General features: G+C 64.3%; 11 protein-coding genes. 5 read left to right on the forward strand and 6 right to left on the reverse strand.

Features of this window, described 5'->3' with window-relative positions; all coding sequences use genetic code 11:
- Positions 1–48: 48 nt before the first annotated feature.
- Both JJT62_RS06110 and JJT62_RS06115 read left to right on the forward strand, forming a co-directional pair.
- On the forward strand, positions 49–306 hold the full coding sequence (locus JJT62_RS06110; RefSeq protein WP_202071821.1) for a DUF6111 family protein: 258 nt from the start codon (positions 49–51) through the stop codon (positions 304–306).
- Positions 303–1553: a CCA tRNA nucleotidyltransferase gene (locus tag JJT62_RS06115; protein WP_202071822.1), complete on the forward strand. Its 1251-nt coding sequence runs from the start codon at positions 303–305 to the stop codon at positions 1551–1553. Before JJT62_RS06110 ends, JJT62_RS06115 begins: the two co-directional genes overlap by 4 nt.
- A gap of 398 nt (positions 1554–1951) precedes the next feature.
- On the opposite strand, the gene JJT62_RS06120 is transcribed toward JJT62_RS06115, so the two are convergent.
- The 5 genes from JJT62_RS06120 to recJ all read right to left on the reverse strand — a co-directional run bounded on the left by JJT62_RS06120 (position 1952) and on the right by recJ (position 8144).
- Positions 1952–3028: a DNA polymerase III subunit delta' gene (locus JJT62_RS06120; protein ID WP_202071823.1), complete on the reverse strand. Its 1077-nt coding sequence runs from the start codon at positions 3026–3028 to the stop codon at positions 1952–1954.
- Positions 3025–3696, reverse strand: coding sequence for a dTMP kinase (gene tmk, locus JJT62_RS06125; protein ID WP_202071824.1), 672 nt, complete (start codon positions 3694–3696; stop codon positions 3025–3027). The genes JJT62_RS06120 and tmk overlap by 4 nt, the downstream gene beginning before the upstream one ends.
- Entirely contained in the window at positions 3693–4868 is a 1176-nt protein-coding gene (locus tag JJT62_RS06130; protein WP_370568499.1) for a D-alanyl-D-alanine carboxypeptidase family protein, read from the reverse strand. The genes tmk and JJT62_RS06130 overlap by 4 nt, the downstream gene beginning before the upstream one ends.
- Positions 4869–4981: 113 nt before the next feature.
- The gene (locus JJT62_RS06135; protein WP_246744739.1) at positions 4982–6022 is read right to left on the reverse strand and encodes a septal ring lytic transglycosylase RlpA family protein; all 1041 of its coding nucleotides are present in this window, start codon (positions 6020–6022) and stop codon (positions 4982–4984) included.
- Positions 6023–6350: 328 nt separating this feature from the next.
- Positions 6351–8144, reverse strand: a complete 1794-nt coding sequence (recJ, locus tag JJT62_RS06140; RefSeq protein ID WP_202071826.1) for a single-stranded-DNA-specific exonuclease RecJ — start codon at positions 8142–8144, stop codon at positions 6351–6353.
- 420 nt (positions 8145–8564) lie between these two features.
- On the opposite strand from recJ, the gene JJT62_RS06145 reads away from it, so the two are divergent.
- The 3 genes from JJT62_RS06145 to JJT62_RS06155 all read left to right on the forward strand — a co-directional run bounded on the left by JJT62_RS06145 (position 8565) and on the right by JJT62_RS06155 (position 12041).
- Positions 8565–9986, forward strand: coding sequence for a methyl-accepting chemotaxis protein (locus JJT62_RS06145; protein WP_210340581.1), 1422 nt, complete (start codon positions 8565–8567; stop codon positions 9984–9986).
- Positions 9987–10091: 105 nt separating this feature from the next.
- Positions 10092–10973, forward strand: a complete 882-nt coding sequence (locus tag JJT62_RS06150; protein ID WP_202071828.1) for an aldose 1-epimerase family protein — start codon at positions 10092–10094, stop codon at positions 10971–10973.
- A gap of 36 nt (positions 10974–11009) precedes the next feature.
- The gene (locus JJT62_RS06155) at positions 11010–12041 is read left to right on the forward strand and encodes a cysteine synthase A (RefSeq protein ID WP_202071829.1); all 1032 of its coding nucleotides are present in this window, start codon (positions 11010–11012) and stop codon (positions 12039–12041) included.
- 209 nt (positions 12042–12250) lie between these two features.
- Here JJT62_RS06155 and JJT62_RS06160 read toward each other — a convergent pair whose 3' ends face one another.
- A complete protein-coding gene (locus tag JJT62_RS06160) occupies positions 12251–14578 on the reverse strand; it encodes a TonB-dependent receptor (protein ID WP_246744740.1) in 2328 nt (775 codons plus the stop codon).
- Positions 14579–14907: the final 329 nt, after the last annotated feature.

Raw genomic sequence — 14907 nt, forward strand, 5'->3', positions numbered from 1 at the left:
CCAAAATGCTAAGAAACAACCGCAATTTTCGATAAAGGCCCCTCGCCCATGTGGCGCATCGCGCTTCAAACCGCCCTGCTCTTTCTGACGCCCTTTGTGGCCTATGTGGGCTTTCATCTCCTGCAAAGGCGCTGGCCCTTCGTCGCCGAGCTTTGGCACGGGCGCGTGTTATCGCTGCTGACGATCGCGGGGCTCATAACGGCCATCGCCGGGATGCTGACCCTAGGCCTCACCGGGCGTCAGCAGGGCGCCTATGTCCCGGCCCATGTCGAAAACGGCAGGCTCGTCCCGGGCCAGTTCCAATGAAAGGGGTCGAGCGCCTTCTCGACGATCCGCGTCTCGCGACGCTCTTCGCCGCGCTCGCCAAGACCGGCGCCGAAACGCGCGTCGTCGGCGGCGCCGTGCGCGATGCGCTCTTTAAGCTCCAACCCCATGAGGTCGACCTCGCCACGACGGCTTTGCCGGAAGCGGTGCTCAAGGCGGCGCGCGACGCCGGATTGAAGGGCGTGCCGACCGGCATAGAGCATGGCACCGTGACAATCGTCGTCGCCGGCACGCCCTTCGAGGTGACGACGCTGCGCGAGGACGTCGAGACCGACGGCCGTTACGCCATCGTGCGCTTCGGCGGCGATTTCGAGCAGGACGCCCGGCGTCGCGACTTCACGGTGAACGCGCTTTCGGTCACGCCCGACGGCAAGCTCCACGATTATACGGGGGGGCTTGCGGACATCGCCGCCAAGCGCATCCGCTTCATCGGCGACGCGGCCACGCGCATCCGCGAGGATTATCTGCGCGTCTTGCGTTTCTTCCGCTTCAACGCCTCGCATGGCGAAGGCGGCTTCGACCGGGCGGGGCTCCATGAGTCCATCATCGCCCGCGAAAATCTCGCGCGACTCTCGCGCGAGCGCATCCGCGCCGAGATCATCAAGCTTCTCCCGGCGCGGCGCGCGCCCGAGGTCATGGGCGCCATGTCCCATGCCGGGATCATCGAGGTGCTGCTGGGCATGGGCTATCCGGCGCGGCTCGCCCGGCTTGCCGCCTTCGAGGCGGCGCGCGGCAAGAAGCCCGACGCGGTGCTGCGCCTCGCCGCCTTTTCCGTGCTGACGGTGGAAGACGCCGACCGCCTGCGCGCGCGGCTGCGGCTCTCGAATGACGAACACGTCCGGCTGGTAGCCGCCGCGAAGGCGCTGTCGGCCTTGCATGGGATCGACCAGCCGCCGCCGGTCTCGCATCTGCGCGAGATGCTTTTTCTGGTCGGCGGCCGGGCGGCGGGGGATGCGCTGGCGCTGGCTTTCACCGAGAGCCGCGCCGAGCCCGACGATGGAGATTGGCTAGAGGCGGCGAAATATCTCGACGAGACGCCCGCCCCCGCGTTTCCCATTACGGGCGCAGACCTCATCGCCCGCGGCGTCGCCCCGGGGCGCGAGCTCGGCGCGACGTTGAAGGCGCTGCAGGCGGAGTGGATAAGGGCGGGATTTCCACGCGATCCAGCGGTTGTGTTACGCCTGCTGGAGGAAGCCGGGGAGCCAGACTCGGCGCGAGGGCGGCAATGAGGGCGCGCTCCCGTCGCGCCCGGACCGCGAGCCTTCAGGCTCGCTAAGTTAGTTGACAAATTTCCGAGGCGGCCTCGTCCTTCGAGACGCGAGCTTCGCTCGCCCTCAGGATGAGGCCTAAGTGTTTGACGGAGAATTAGAAGCCCCTCATGCTGAGGAGCCTGCGCAGCAGGCGTCTCGAAGCACGAGGGGCGTCACTGCCACTTTGTCAGCATCTGAGCGAGCCTTCAGGCTCGCCAGAATCTGCGCGCCTGAAGGCGCGCGGTCCTAATCCCAGCGCACCAACGCACTCAAAGCTCGGACTTCTCCCCCCGAATGAACAGGCGGCAAGAGTTCTGCGTCCGGCCGGAAAAATTTGCCGCGCTCGCCCCGAGAGAAGTCATATTCATCCCTAGCCGTCACCTCACCCCCTCCGCCGCCGCCAGCCGCTCGAAAATCCCCAGCACCATCGCCCGCTTGTCGAAATTGAACACCTCGGTCTCGCGGGCGAGGTCTCTTATCTCGTCCCAGGCGCGGGCGTAGCCGATCAGCCGCGCGGCTGGCGCGCCGTTTTGCGAGAGCGCCCGCACGCGGGAATCGAGGTGGCGCTCCAAAGCGCGCATGAAAGTCTCGTAGGCCGCTTCATTGTCGCGGCCGGTGAGTTTGTCGGCGAGAAAATGCACGCCCAGCCAATCGACCTGCGGCAGGCGTTGCAGCAGCCGCGCGACGCTCGTGTCGAAAACCATGGCGTCGCCGCCCAGAAGCCGCAGCGTCTCGCGCACCGAGCCTTCCGCACGGGCGGCGGCGGCCGCGATGTCGGCTTTGGGCGCATCGGTCCAGGGCGCGCCCAGCGCCTCCACCGCCGCGACGGTTTCCTCCTGCGTCAGCGCGGAGAGCATCAGTTTGCGGCAGCGCGAGCGGATCGTCGGCAAAATGCGGCCCGGCTGATGCGCGACGAGCAAAAACAGCGAGCGCTCCGGCGGCTCCTCGATGAGCTTCAGAAGCGCGTTGGCGGCGCTGCGGTTCAGATCATCGGCGCAGTCGATGATGGCGACGCGCCAGCCGCCCGTGCCCGAGCCCTGATGGAAGGATCGCGTGATGTCGCGGACGTCGTCGACGCGGATCTCGGTGAAATGCTTCTTGGTCTTTTCGTTCCACTCGCGCCGCAACAGGAAGATGTCGGCGAGCGCCATGGTCGCCACGCGCCGCGCGGCCGGGTGATCGGCCGGCACGTCGAGGCTACGGGCGCCCTGCGCCTCAGCGGCAGCCGGGTCCGGATGGGCGAGCAGGAAGCGCGCAAAGCGCCAGGCGAGCGTCGCCTTTCCGACGCCCTCCGGGCCGCCGATGATCCAGGCTTGCGCGAGACGGTTGCTCAGATAGGCGTCGAGCAGGTCCTGCTCGGCGCGCGCATGGCCGAAGAGCGCCAGCGTTTCGCGCGGATGCGGCGCGTCGTCGAAACGATCGCTTTCGGGCGTCCCCGCCGGCTCCTTGCTCATTGAGCGGCGTGGGCCTGCGCTTCGAGGAAGCGGGCGTCGACGAGCTGGCGTATGGCGCGCGCCACCTCATCGGCCGGCAAAGCGGCGTTGACGACGCAGCAGCGCTCGGGCTCGTCGGCGGCGATGTCCAGGAAAGCGCGGCGCAATCCCTCGTGAAACCCGTCATCCTCCGCCTCGAAGCGGTCGACGCGCAGGCCCGCGGCCTCGCGCCTGATCGCCGCACGGGCGAGGCCTTCCTCCGGCGCCAGATCGAGAATGACGGTAAGGTCGGGTTTCAACTCTCCCACCGCCGCCTTTTCCAACAAAGACAAAACCTGCCGCTCAACGCCGCCGCGCGCGCCCTGATAGGCGCGGGTCGAATCAGCGAAACGATCGCACAGCACCCAGGCCCCCCGCGACAGCGCGGGCGCAATCAGCCGATCGACATGGTCGATGCGCGCGGCGGCGAACAGCGCGGCCTCGGCCAGCGTCCCCAAGGGCGCGGCGCGTCCCGAGAGCAATATTTGTCGCAGGGTCTCGGCCTTGGGCGTGCCGCCGGGTTCGCGCGTGGTCACGGTTTCGATCCCGCAGCCGCGCAAATGCTCGGCGAGGCGCGTGAGCTGCGTCGATTTGCCGACGCCCTCCCCGCCTTCGAATGTAATGAACCGGCCTTTTTCGGCGCCCGTCATTTCCTGGCCGACAGCTTCTCGTGAATCTTGCCCGCAGCATACTCGTAAACCGCGTCGAATGCGCGGCCGGGCAGCGACCCTTGATCGATCGCCTCCGCCGCTTCGAGCGGCTGCTCCAGAATCACGGTCGCGCCGCGCTTGATTTCCAGCTTGCCGATCCTTTGCCCGGCTTCGACAGGCGCAATCACCGGCCCCTCATAGACGATTTTGCCCGAAAGCTTTTCGCTGGAGCTGCGCGGCAGCAGAACTTTCACGTCGGTCTTCGACACCAGCTCGATCGACCCTTTCGTCCCGCCGTAAACCTGCGCCGGTCCGACCGGCTCGCCGGCCTTGAACAGATCCTTCGCCTCGAAGTTGCGGAAGCCCCATTGGAGAAGCTTACGCGCTTCCTCGGCGCGCTCCTTGGCGGTCTTGGCGCCATAGACGGCGACGATGAGGCGGCGGCCGTCCTCGACGGCCGATCCAACCAGGCCAAAGTCGTTCTTCTCGATATTGCCCGTCTTCAGTCCGTCGGCGCCGATGCTCATCGTCAGCAGCGGGTTGCGGTTCTGCTGGCGGATGTTGTTCCAGGTGAACTCCTTCTCGCCGAAATATTTGTAATAATCCGGGTAGGTCTTGATGACATACAGGGCGAGCTTGGCCATCTCGCGGGCGGTGACTTTCTGATCGTCGCTCGCCTTGCCCCAGGGATTGCCGAAACGGGATTTCACGAGGCCCAGCTCCGCCGCGCGCTTGTTCATGCGCATGACGAAAGCTTCCTCATTGCCCGCGACGCCTTCCGCCAGCACGAGCGCGGCGTCATTGCCAGAGTCGACGACGAGCCCACGGAGCAGATTCTCGACGCTCGCGCGGCTATTGACCTTCAAAAACATGGCCGAGCCGCCGGCCGGCGCGCCGCCGTTGCGCCAGGCGTATTCGGAGACCTGCATTTCGTCGCCGAGCCTCAGGCGCCCTTCGGTCAGCTCATGGAAAATCATCTCGGCGGTGAGGATTTTGACCGTCGAGGCGGGCGTCACATAGTCGTCGGCGCCCTTCTCGAACAGGACGGTGTTGGTGTCCGCGTCTATGAGGATCGCTTGCGGGGCGCTGGTTTGAAAAGGCTGCGCCCAGGCGGCCGAAACGGCGCCGGCCAATAGAAAAAAGATCGCGATCAGCAGTCTGAATGGGCGTATGAGCAACGCTCCCTCCGCTCACAAAAATGTCGCAGCGGCTGCGCGACGCAAGGCGGAGAATGATCCTTCGATCTCTAAAAAGCAACGCGAGCAGCGTACTTAGCCATCGCGGCTCAGTTCAGGGCCTGGCGCATCGGCGGCACGGGAGCTAAGGCATGATCGCGGCTGAAGGAGGCCGGCCGCACGGGCGGCAGGGGCGCGGCCTGGAAGGCTTTCATCCTGTCCTCCGAGGGAGCCGCTGTTTTGACCCCATGAATGGAGGATACCGAACCGCCGTCCGTCAGATTCGGCGCGCCTTGGGCGTCGCTCGCAGATTGTTCGTATCGTGACGCCGTCTGTGTTTCGGGCAGCGGCTCCGGACGGGCGTCCGGGGCATAAGCCATCATCTCCGCACTTTCCCCGGTCGCAGGAGAGACAGGGGCGTCATTGACGACCGGACGGACTGGCTCCGGCTCGCGTTGAACGAGCGCCGCTGAACGAACCTGCTCCTGCTTCGAGGCGACCATGATCGGAGCGCCGCCATCGAGCGTGGCCGGCTGCCTGTCGTCGCGCAGCGTGGCGAGGAGCCGCGCGTCGTCGTCGCCGGCGAGATCGGCCTTGCCGACCCATTCCACCTTTACCCGCGCCGTGCCGACCGAGCGGAAATCGAGCGCCTCGGCGACGCGTTGCGAAACATCCATGACGCGGCCGCCATGATAGGGACCGCGATCGTTCACGCGCACCACGATCGAGCGCATGTTCTTGAGATTGGTGACGCGGGCGTAGCTCGGCAGCGGCATGGTCGGATGGGCGGCCGAGATCGATTCGCGGTCGAAGACCTCGCCATTGGCCGTGCGGCGGCCGTGAAAGTCCGAGCCATACCAGGAGGCCGTGCCGACGGCGGCCAAGGGCCTTTCGCTCGGATAATAAGTCTGGCCGGCGATCTTATAGGGCTTGCCGACCATATAATTGCCGCCGCCTTTCGGAACCTCCTCGCCATCCGCAACGACTCGCGGGCTCGGCCGGACCCCGTAGCGGGGATCGACGCCGCTCGAACCGACGCCGCCGGCGTAGCGCGGCGAGCTGGTGGAGGAGCAGCCAGCCAGGGCCGCGAGTGAGAGCAGGAGAAGCGATCTGCGCAGGGAGCCGACTGTCGGCTGGAACTTCGTCAACAAACGCCCATGCTCCCGAAACGCGGTAGATCGCATTGGAACGGTCCTTCCCGGGAGCGACGGCGGGCAGCCGCGTCTCCCGACTGATCGCCCCTTCGACAGCGCCCGCAGGCGTTTCTCGAAACGGCGCGCATGACGTTGATTCGCCATACGTTGCGATCGTCGGGAGTTTCTCCCTTAAATTTGAACTTGCCGTTAACGACAAGATTGCGCGGCGGCGAGTTGGGGGCGGGATCGGGGCGAAATTGGGGCCACGCACACTTGCGGGCCCCTCCCTGTCTGTTTTGAGACAGGCTGTGGCGGCGAAGCCACACCTCGGCCGGACTCCCACTTATGCTCTGGCGACGTCGATTATTCGGGTCTCGACCCGTTCCACGCCCCGGAATTGATTGGGCGACAGCCGGCCGGCGACATGGAAAAGCTCCCCCCGCCCCCGCAACAGCGCGTCGCCCAGCGGCGAGCCGACGACCCGGAAAGCGATAGCGTCGACCGCGACGCCGTCGCCCGAGCGCAGTCTGGCGCGAATATGGTTCTCTCCGACGATCGCCGCGTCGACCAGCCGCTGTTCGGCAAGGGCGAAAACTGGCTCTGGATTGCCCTGCCCGAATGGGCCGGCGCGCTCCACCCTCCGCAAGAGGTCGAGGCTGACGCCCCGCCCCGCGATGACGCCGTCGATGACGAGAGCGTCGGCGCCGCGCGCCGCGTCGACGGCGTCAGCGAGAGCGTCGTTTAAAAAGGCGCGGAAATCGTCTAGTTTGTCTTTGAGAAGCGTGACCCCGGCCGCCATGGCGTGGCCGCCGCCTTTGATGGCGAGACCGAGATCGACGGCGCGGCGAACCGTCTTGCCGATGTCGACGCCATTTAAGCTTCTACCTGAGCCTGATCCCGTTTCGCCATTAAGAGCAAAGGCGAATGAGGGGATGTTGAAGCGCTCCTTCAAGCGCGCCGCAACTAGGCCCACGACGCCCGGATGCCAGTCCGATCCCTCGACAACGAGACAGCTCAGCCGATTCGACTTGTGGAATTGCAGCTCGGCCTGGGCGATCGCCTCCTCCAGCGCCTGCTTTTCGATGCCCTGACGCTCGGCGTTCAACCGGTCCAGCTCGCGCGCGATACGCGCCGCCTCGATCGTGTCGGAGAGGGTCAAAAGCCGCGCGCCGAGTCCGGCGTCGCCGATGCGGCCGCCGGCGTTGATCCTCGGACCGAGCGCGAAGCCGAGGTGATAGGCGCGCGGGGGACCATCCATTCGAGCGGCGTCCATCAGCGCCGCGAGACCGGGGCGGGCGCGGTTGCGCATGACCTGAAGGCCCTTTGCGACAAAAGCCCTGTTCAAGCCCGAAAGCGGCGCGACGTCCGCCACGGTCGCCAGCGCGACGAGATCGAGCGCCGCGAGAAGATCGGGCGCGGGGCGCGCCGCGCCCCACCAGCCGCGCCCGCGCAGGAGCCGGGAGAGGCCGGCCAGGGCGAGAAACACCACGCCCGCCGCGCACAGCCCCCCTTGTGCGGAGAGGTCATCCTGCCGGTTGGGGTTCACGACGATGGCCTGCGGCAAGTCCGGCGGCGCCTGATGGTGGTCGAGGACGATCACGTCGAGGCCAAGCGCGCGAGCCACCTGGAAGGGCTCATGCGAGACCGTGCCGCAATCGACCGTGACGAGCAGCGTCGCGCCACGTTCGGCGAGCGCGCGGATGGCCTCGGCGTTCGGCCCATAGCCCTCGAAGATGCGGTCGGGGATGTGGAGGAAGGGCTCCGGCGCGCCGGCGGCGCGCCAATAATCGATGAGCAAAGCCGAGGAACAGGCGCCGTCGACGTCGTAATCGCCGAAAATGGCGATCTGCTCCCCCGTCTCTATGGCGCGGGCCATGCGCTCGATGGCCGCGTCCATCTCGGTCAGCGTGGAGGGGTCCGGCATCAGATCCCGCAAGCTCGGGTCGAGATAGCGGGCCGCGTCGGCCACCCCGACGCCGCGGCCGGCGAGAATCCGCGCGAGGAGGTTGTCGAGGCCCTCTGCCTGCGCCAGGGCGAGCGCCATCGCCTCGCCCGCGGGATCGAGCCGCGCCCGCCACGGCCGGCCGAGAATCGAGCGCTCGACGCCGAGGAAGGCGGGCGCAACTGTTTGGGACATATTGCCGTCTTGTTGAAATGAGTTCGACGCTTGCCTGTGCAAAGGCCAAGGCCAGTCTAACCTCATGGCGGCGCTTTTGCAGCTTTTGGCCAAAAAGCCAAGCTTTTGTTGCGCTTTTGCCAGATGCCGCCTTAGGGTTTTCTCAATCTTCCTGCTTCAAATTGTCGCAAGTCCGAGTTGGAGTTCCGACGCATTTTTACGCGGCGATGACCGACCTCCAAAGGCATGACGCCGCCTCGCAATAGCCCTGAATGACATCCGGGCCGAAAAAGCCCCGCGCACCGATCGTCTCACAACGTCGTCGCGCTTCCCTGCGCTTGTTTGCGGCCGTTCCGCCGACGCAAACGTCCCTTTGCGAGCCAAAAAATGAAATCGTCGATCACTCGTACGATATTGTGGGCCGGATCAATTGTTGCTTCCGTGATTTCGGTTGCGACAGCCGTCGGCTTCTATCTCTTGCTGAAATTCGGCGCCGAAAGCGCGGCTGTCAGCAGCTACTGGTTGCTGGGCGCCGGCCTTTCGCTGGCTGCGGTGAACATCGGCGCCGTCGCCGCGCTCTGCCTCTTTGCCGGCAAGCGGCTCGCCGAGCCCGTCGCCCGCCTGACCGCCTATATGGCGGCCATGGAAAAGGGCGAGACAGCGGAGGAACCGCCCTATGCGGAGCGGCAGGACGAGATCGGCCAAATGAGCGCGTCGGTCGCCTATTTCAAATCCGTGGTCGACGGGATGCGGACCGCGGAAGCGGAAGCGCAGACCCAAAAGGCCAAAGCCGCCGAGCAGGCCAAGGACCGTGAGAACGGCGCGAAGTGGTATATCGAGAACCGCGACTTCTTCTTCAAAGAATATACGGCGGGGATGACGAAGCTCTCCGAGGGCGACCTCCGGTTCAGATTGGAGAAGGAGTTTATCAAGGACTATGAGGAGCTTCGGCGCACATTCAACCTCGCCGTCGAGCGTCTCAACGCCACGATGGTCGGCGTGATCGAGACCGCCGACACGATGGACGCCAGCGCCCAGGAAATCCTCAGCGCCATCAACGACCTCTCCCGCCGCAACGAAACCCAGGCGGCGACTCTCGCGGAGACGGCCGCCAGCGTCGATCAGTTCACCCAGGCGGTCAGGGAAACGGCCGATGGCGCCGGCAATGCGCGCGAAGTGGTCCAGAGCGCCCGCGCCGTCGCCGAGAACGGCGAGAAGATCGTTCGCCAAGTCATCACCGCGATGGACGACATCAGTCACTCGTCTGAAAAGATCAGCCAGATCATCGGCATCATCGACGAGATCGCTTTCCAGACGAACCTGCTGGCGTTGAATGCGGGCGTCGAGGCCGCCCGCGCCGGCGAAGCCGGACGTGGTTTCGCGGTCGTGGCGACGGAAGTGCGCAGCCTCGCTCAGCGCGCGACGCAGGCCGCCAAGCAGATCAAAGAGCTGATCATGGAGTCCAACGCCAAGGTTTCGACGGGCAATACATTGGCGAACAACTCCGGCGAATCCCTGCGCCAGATTGTCGATCAGGTGAAAAAAATCCTCGTCATCGTCGATGAAATCGCGGTCGGCGCGGAAGGACAGTCGAATGTGCTGCGCGAGATCAACACCGCCGTGCATGACATCGACCGCGTGACCCAGCAGAACGCCGCCATGGCCGAGGAGGTCAATGCGACGAGCCAGAATCTGGCGCGTTTCAGCGGCAATCTGAAATCGCTGACCTCCCAGTTCAATATCAGCGGGGCACGTGCGCCTCAGGCGCCCGCCAAGCAGCAAATCCGCGCAGTCCCTAGCGCGCGCAGCAGCGGCAATCTGGCGCTGAAGGCCGCTCCCGAGGAGGAGTGGGTGGAGTTCTAGTCACGACGGCGCGCGAAACCGTCGCGCCCCTCGATCGTTCTTTGAGAAATGCGCGCGCCGCCCGGCACCGCCGTGGCGGCGCAAATCGTGTAAAGGTCGAGGACCATGAGCGACGCGATTCTTCTCGAAGCCGACGGCGATACGGCCGAAATCCTGCCCTTCGGGGCCGAACTCTCCGCCTGGCGGGCGGAGGGGGTCGACATGATCTGGGCCAAGGACCCCAAAATCTGGGACCAGACCGCGCCCATTCTCTTTCCGGTCGTGGGCTGGACGCGCGACGGCAAAGTCACGGTCGAGGGCAAAACCTATCCGCTGGCCCTGCACGGCTTCGCTTGGAAAAAGCGCTTCGAGATCGCCGAGCGACGCGCCGATTATCTGCGGCTCGTGCTGCTCGACGACGCCGAAACCCATGCGCTCTACCCCTTCGCCTTTCGCTTCGAGGTGGAGTTTCAACTGCGCAAGGGCGCGCTCGACAATCATCTGATCGTCACCAATACCGACGCCAAGCCCCTGCCCTATGCCTGCGGCCTGCATCCGGCCTTCCGCTGGCCGCTCGCGGGATCGACGGCCGAGCACGCCATCCTGTTCGAGAAGGATGAAGACCCCAACGTCCCGATCATCGGCCCCGGCGGGCTCTTCTCGAAGCCGGTGCGGCGCACGCCGCTGGAAGGCAATCGCCTGCCGCTCGAGCCGCAGATGTTCGCCCGCGACGCCCTGTGCTTCCTGAATTTGAAGAGCCGCAGCCTCGCCTTCGACAATGGCGCGGGCGCACGGCTGAAGGTGCGGCTCGACGACTGCCCGCATATCGGCTTCTGGACGCTGCCGCCGGCGCCTTATCTCTGCATCGAGCCCTGGACCGGATATGGCGATCCGGAGGATTTTCACGGCGACCTCTGCGAAAAACCGTCGATGCGCATCCTTCAGCCGGGCGAAACGGCGCGCCACGGCGCCAGTTTTGCCTTTGAGCGAAGCGCCGCTTCCGGTTAGGAACAGGCGTCACTCGTTCGACAGGAATCAGATTTCATGACTATCGCCCCCAGCGTCATCGAGGCCATCGGCCGCACGCCGCTCATCGAATTGCGCGCCGCCTCGAAAGCCACGGGCTGCCGCATCCTCGGCAAAGCGGAGTTCATGAACCCCGGCGGCTCGGTGAAAGACCGCGCCGCCCTCTCCATCGTGCAGGACGCCATCGCCAAGGGGGCGCTCAAGCCCGGCGGCGTCATCGTCGAAGGCACGGCCGGCAATACGGGCATCGGCCTCGCTTTGGTGGCGAACGCCATGGGCTTTCGCACCGTCATCGTCATTCCGGAAACCCAGAGCCAGGAAAAGAAGGACATGCTGCGCCTGCAGGGCGCGCAGCTCGTCGAAGTGCCGGCCGTCCCCTACGCCAATCCAAATAATTACGTGAAGCTGTCAGGCCGCCTCGCCGAGCGGCTGGCCAAGGAAGACCCCGCCGGCGCCGTCTGGGCCAATCAGTTCGACAATGTCGCCAATCGCGAGGCCCATATCGCGACGACGGGCCCCGAAATTTACGAGGAGCTCGGCGGCAAGGTCGACGGCTTCGTCTGCGCCTGCGGCACGGGCGGCACGCTCGCCGGCATCGGCCTGGCGCTGAAGGCGCGCGATCCGAAGATCAAGATCGGCCTCGCCGACCCCTTCGGCGCCGCGCTCTATTCCTATTACACGACGGGCGTGCTGAAGGCCGAGGGCTCCTCCATCACCGAGGGCATCGGCCAGGGCCGCATCACCGCCAATCTCGAAGGCGCGCCGGTCGATGTCGCCTATCAGATCCCCGACGGCGAGGCGCTCGACATCGTGTTTGCGCTGGCGGAGGAAGAAGGCCTGCTGCTCGGCGGCTCATCGGGGATCAATGTGGCCGGCGCAATCCGCCTCGCCCGCGATCTCGGCCCCGGCCACACGATCGTGACCATCCTCGCTGACGGCGGCGCGCGCTACGCCTCGAAGCTGTTCAACGTCGCATTTCTGCGCGGGCTGAACCTGCCGGCGCCGAAGTGGCTGGAGAATCAGGTCGCGATCGATCCGGGGTTTGTGTAACGGGTATCGTCCCCGACGCTTCGCGCCAGCGAAGCGATCGGGAATCCAGAGCCAAACCAGCGCTTTTCTGGCTCTGGATTCCCGGTCGGGCTTTTAGCCCGCCGGGAATGACAACGCCCCCATGCGAGCTGTTCAACCGGAAACGGATAAGGAAACAAAAAGGGCGCCCTCGATGCGAGGGCGCCAAGTTGGGGTGTTTCAAAGGAAGATCAATACAAGGATATACGCAGCGTTCCTCCTATCGTTCGCGGGAAGCGGTAAAAGTTGAGCGTCGACGGCGCCGTCGCTGTGCCGGGGTCGATTGCCGTACCATTGTTCACCAGGGGCAATTGATTGGTCAGGTTTTTCACCCAGAAATTGAGATTGTAGCGCTCGTCATCCGTGTGAAGGCCAAAGCCGAGATTGGTGATGGCGTAGGCTGGCTGCCAATATCGGTAGAAGGCGTAGGGGTCGGTGACGAGCGTCTTGTCCTGCCAGGCGACATTCGCGTAGACGAAGCCCGTCACCGGCTGGTTCCACCATTCGCCGAAGCCTTCCAGCAGCCGCCCGAGCTTCCTCTCATAGTTGAAGCCCGCATTGAACGAATAGACCGGCACGGCGTTGAAGCGCGAGTTGCTTCGGCTGACTTGCGTGGGCGGCCGTATAAAGCCCGGCGGCGGATTATTGGGAACATTCCATATCCAGGAGGCGTCGATCGGCGCTTCGTCGAAGTCGATCCAGCGCGCTTCGGTGATCGCGCCCGAAAAGTTGAACCAAAACCCTTCGAACGCGTTCCAGCGTCCGTCGAATTCGAGACCGCGCAGGCGCGCGTGAGGGGCGACGCCGAGATAAGTCTGCCGTGTCGGCACGCCATTGGCGTCCACGACGGACGTATCGACGAAGTTCGTCTGGAAGTTATAGATGTCGTTCCAATAGAGATTGGCGTTGACCACAAGGCCGCCGTCGAACCAGACCGACTTTGCGCCGAGCTCGTAATCCCAGGAGGTCTCGGGCTTGGTGATCACCGGTTGGAATTTCTGGAAGACCCCGCCGACGAAGATGCCCTGCGCGCCGGTGTTGACGGCGCCGGCTTTCTCGCCTCGGCCGACAATCCCGTAGAGCATGATATTTTCATTGTACTGATATTGCGGGTTGAAGATGCCGGTCAGCGCGTTGAGCGTGGCCTTCTGCCCGCCGGTATCGTAGAAGCGCTGCCCGCCCGCGGCGACGATCGCCGCCTGCTGGTCGAGGACCGAGCCATTCCCCGGCACAGCGGTGATCCAACTGAAGTTCGAGCCCGATCTCACCTCCCAGCTATCGCGAAGCCCGAAGGTCAGGGCGAGTTGTTCATCGACGTGATAGGTGGCGTTTCCGTAAGCGGCGAACTGCAGATCGCGCGCCTTGCCGTCGCGATTGCTGGCCATCCCGCGCAGCAGGTAAGGCGTCGGCGTGACGACGCCATTGCTGACGGTCCCGTACCATCTGGCGGCGTCCCCGCCATAGATCGTATTGGCCCGGTTCCAGACATAGTCATAAAAGGCGAATAAGCCTGCTTGCCATTCGAGCGGCTCGTCGCGCGGCGAGGTGAGCCGGAATTCCTGCGAGAACTGGTCGACATAAGTGTCGGAGGCGCCTTTGCTGATCTCCGTCAGATTGTTGCCCATATCGTTGCGCGGCAGGAGGCGGAAATTTCCGTAGGCGCTTATCGAGGTGAAGACGTTTTCGCCGATGTTGTAGTTCAGCTCGTTCGACACCATGTGGAGGCGCTGGTCGAGGGTGCCATTGTCGGTGTTGAAAGGCTTGCGCGGGTCGATGGTGAGCAAAGGCAATCCGAGACGCAGCCTCAGATTTTGCGAATAGGTCCGCGTGGGTCGCGTGCCGTTCCAGAACACTTGAAACGTGTCCGCATATGGCCCGTCATTGTTGTTGTTGTATTCGTGTGATTGGGAAATATTGAAGATGAACCTGTTGGTGAAATTATCGCCAACATAGAGCAACTGCCCCCGCGCGCCCCAACGGTTGTTGTTCAGGAGCGAGGCGCCGGACACCTGATCGCGGAACCACCCGTCGCCATGGTCGTAATAGGCTGCGATGCGGTAAGCGAGCTTTTCGTCGATGATCGGCCCCGTGACATTCACCCGCTGCATCACGTGAGAGTAGCTGCCGAACTGGGTTTCGAGAGTGGCCTTGCGTTCGAACGACGGCAATTGGGTGCGCACGACGAAGCTGCCAACAGTCGTGTTCTTGCCGCCGGCGGTGCCCTGGGGGCCGAGCGCCACTTCCGCCGATTCGATGTCGATGTAATCCGCCCATTGAAATCCAACGTGTCTGAAGAACACATTGTCGAGCATGAAACCCGTGTCGAACTCCGACCCGTCCCCGGTGCCGGCGCCAGCGCTCACGCCGCGAATAGCCGGGCGCGCCGTTCTGGGATTGCCCGAGCCTGGCCTATAATTCGGGATCTTCTGGGCGAAGTCCTCCAGCCTGTACAGTTGCTCCCGCTGTGCGGTCTTGGGATCGATGACGACAATTGGCCGCGCAATCTTTTCGACCTGCATTTTCCGTTTCGACAATTCGCCCGGCTTGTCCTTTCCACTGCTGCTGACCACGACGTCCGTAACTTGGGCGTCCTGACCGAGAGCTATTCCGGCCGCTCCGGCGACAACAGAGCCCAAAATGGTGCTTGAAAGCAGTCTGCATACAAAACGCCACTTCGCCATTATATTGCGCCCCTCCATCATCGTACTTTCCTAGTATGAAAGTATGATTCAAGGAGGAATTCAAGCGCCTCGCTCCCGCGTTGGAAAAGTGCTCATCGCCGTTGCAGAAACGCAACATATGCAGAAAGATGATTGTGTCTATTTACAATACGCAAGGCGCGACAAGC

This window comes from Methylocystis sp. Sn-Cys (genome assembly GCF_016745395.1).
Taxonomy (GTDB): Bacteria; Pseudomonadota; Alphaproteobacteria; order Rhizobiales; family Beijerinckiaceae; genus Methylocystis; species Methylocystis iwaonis.

Coding starts and splice junctions, on each gene's coding strand:
- JJT62_RS06110 (WP_202071821.1), top strand. CDS start 49: ATGTGGCGCATCGCGCTTCAAACCGCCCTGCTCTTTCTGACGCCCTTT.
- JJT62_RS06115 (WP_202071822.1), top strand. CDS start 303: ATGAAAGGGGTCGAGCGCCTTCTCGACGATCCGCGTCTCGCGACGCTC.
- JJT62_RS06120 (WP_202071823.1), bottom strand. CDS start 3,028: ATGAGCAAGGAGCCGGCGGGGACGCCCGAAAGCGATCGTTTCGACGAC.
- tmk (WP_202071824.1), bottom strand. CDS start 3,696: ATGACGGGCGCCGAAAAAGGCCGGTTCATTACATTCGAAGGCGGGGAG.
- recJ (WP_202071826.1), bottom strand. CDS start 8,144: ATGTCCCAAACAGTTGCGCCCGCCTTCCTCGGCGTCGAGCGCTCGATT.
- JJT62_RS06150 (WP_202071828.1), top strand. CDS start 10,092: ATGAGCGACGCGATTCTTCTCGAAGCCGACGGCGATACGGCCGAAATC.
- JJT62_RS06155 (WP_202071829.1), top strand. CDS start 11,010: ATGACTATCGCCCCCAGCGTCATCGAGGCCATCGGCCGCACGCCGCTC.
- JJT62_RS06160 (WP_246744740.1), bottom strand. CDS start 14,578: ATGCAGGTCGAAAAGATTGCGCGGCCAATTGTCGTCATCGATCCCAAG.